Origin of the sequence: Collinsella aerofaciens (assembly GCF_039752955.1) — a bacterium.
GTDB classification, from domain to species: domain Bacteria; phylum Actinomycetota; class Coriobacteriia; order Coriobacteriales; family Coriobacteriaceae; genus Collinsella; species Collinsella aerofaciens_BI.
This window is the reverse complement of the sequence record NZ_JBDMHB010000082.1, coordinates 1-2,051: the sequence shown is the minus strand read 5'-3', so window position 1 is coordinate 2,051 and position 2,051 is coordinate 1. Positions and strand designations below refer to the sequence as shown.

The window sequence follows — 2,051 nt, the reverse complement described above, 5'->3', positions numbered from 1 at the left end:
CGACCCTTAATCAAGTCTGGTCTATTCGGTTGGCCGTCGCGTCAATTCCGCAATCCGTGAACGAGTCGGCTTAGATCTGCGCGAGCGCAGACCACGCCGCCCCGTAGTCACGCATTGCTGCATTGACCCGACTACTCTTTGGCACCTGACTGTTCCACGCACTTGCGCTTACGTTCGGCGTTCAGATAGTTCCCGCGACAATAGCGCTCGAGAATCGAGTTGTACCCCACGATGATTTCGCGGTACTGCTCGGGAAACTCCCTCAGCGCCGCAGCCGTGAAATCGTTGATGGTCTCGAACCTCTCGCACATGATGAAGCCGACCAACTCGAAGAGCATGTCCTGCTTGTCCTTAGTCGAGAGCTGTTCGAGCTGACCAATGTCGAAGTTGTTTCCCTCGATGCGTGCTTCGACCGGATACAGCTCCTTGCCCTTCTTGCGACAGGAAGCCGTGTCGTGAATCAGATAGTCATACGCATGCCTGATGTTGTTGATTGGCTCGGCTGACGAACAGCACTTCTTGCCGTCCGCGCTCAATCGGTTCAAGACGTTGATGATTGCCTTGCGTGTCGTGTTGCCGCCCCAGACAACAATGACGTGCGCATGCGTCTTGCGCTGCTTGCTCTTCTGGTCATGGTCTATGTCGTGAACCGCATAAGCGAAAGGCACTTGAAGAATGTCGTCTATCTCGTCCTGCCAGTCATCGCGCATGTTCTCTGGGTAGCAGATGCCCTCCCAGAGCTTCACCTTCGTCTCGCCAGCGTTTGCCGCCATGCTATAATCTCCTTGTCTCGAATGCCCCTGCTGCCGCCAAGCTTGCTGGGGCTTTTCTTTTTTTATCTGCGCTTGTAAACCTCGCGTCTATGCGCAACATCGACCACGAGAATGACGAGCCTGCCGTCATTGATGTCGCACAGGATTCGGTAGTCACCGACCCTGTATCGCCACACGCCTGCCAAGTTTCCCGTCAATGCCTTGCCCCTGCTTCTTGGGTCTTCGAGCTTCGCTATCTCGTCAAGCTCGTCAAACACCCGCGCGGCAACGCCCTTATCGAGCTTGCGCATCGCCTTGTCGGCGTTCCTCGTGAAATCAATTCGCCAGGCCACAGTGCGCCCTTACCTCGTCGATGCTGTAGGTCTCAAGCCTGCCAGCACGATAGTCCTCGATATCCTTGAGAATCCCGTACTCGTACTCGAAACGGTCGATAGCTTCTTGCAGGGCTTCGTTAACGTAGAAGCTCCTCGACCTGCCAGTCTCCTTCGCAAGACGGCTGTAGCGCTCGTTCAACTCGGTTGGAATCCTCATTGATGTGACCGCGGTAGCCATGTCGCACCTCCTTGTCGTGTATTACAGGTACTACTATAACACATCATCTAGCCCGCCCGCGATACGTCCTCTGCGGTGCAGCGTGGTCGCGGTTCCACGCATCCGCCGCCCGCTGCGCATCGCGCAGCACGTCATTAAGGCTCTGTTGCCTTGGCTGTTCCCTGCGGCGCATCAGATATTCGAGCGGGCGCGATATTCGGCTTCTAAGCTCTTCCACTTTGATTCGTATTCCCGCAACTCCTGCTCTGATGCGGCTCGCGAGTCCATCGCACTTAACAACGATGTTATCGAGGATTGCGCCGCGCTCAGCTTTTCCCGCAGCTTCCCAGCCCCGAACCTCGGTAGCGATGGGTTGAAGCTCTCCAATGTCTCGCGCAACTCCGTCCGCTCGTTGCCGAAGACACTCCAATCGGTCTTGCTCATCTTCGATATCGAGCTTCACGTCCTCGAGCTGGCTGTCAAGCTCGGCAAGGTCACCCTCCTTGTCGGCAATCTCGGTAACAAGCTCTGCCTTACGCGCTTCGGCATCGTTTAGCAAAGCGGCGGCTTCTTCCCTAGCCGCCGCGACGATTCGCGCCGCTTCGTCCTCGGCAGGTTGCACGACCGCCCTATCGACCGCGCCGCGCACCTTGTCGATGTCCACTGACTTGTCCGTGTACACGCGCTGCGCCCGCGTCTCCTCGTCAAGCTCGATTGCGGGGCGGTAGCCCATGCGCCCCTCTAGGT

General features: G+C 57.2%; 4 protein-coding genes. All 4 read right to left on the bottom strand.

The genetic code is table 11. The features are described 5' to 3' along the window. Positions 1–131: 131 nt before the first annotated feature. Positions 132–773: a Rep family protein gene (locus tag ABHR75_RS09845; RefSeq protein WP_035138973.1), complete on the bottom strand. Its 642-nt coding sequence runs from the start codon at positions 771–773 to the stop codon at positions 132–134. Positions 774–835: 62 nt separating this feature from the next. Then, positions 836–1,105: a type II toxin-antitoxin system RelE family toxin gene (locus tag ABHR75_RS09840; protein ID WP_035138972.1), complete on the bottom strand. Its 270-nt coding sequence runs from the start codon at positions 1,103–1,105 to the stop codon at positions 836–838. Beyond that, complete coding sequence (gene relB, locus ABHR75_RS09835; protein WP_035138971.1) at positions 1,089–1,325, bottom strand: type II toxin-antitoxin system RelB family antitoxin; 237 nt, start codon at positions 1,323–1,325, stop codon at positions 1,089–1,091. The genes ABHR75_RS09840 and relB overlap by 17 nt, the downstream gene beginning before the upstream one ends. 43 nt (positions 1,326–1,368) lie before the next feature. Continuing rightward, a partial coding sequence (locus ABHR75_RS09830) for a hypothetical protein (protein WP_346964230.1) occupies positions 1,369–2,051 on the bottom strand: 683 nt, incomplete at its 5' end.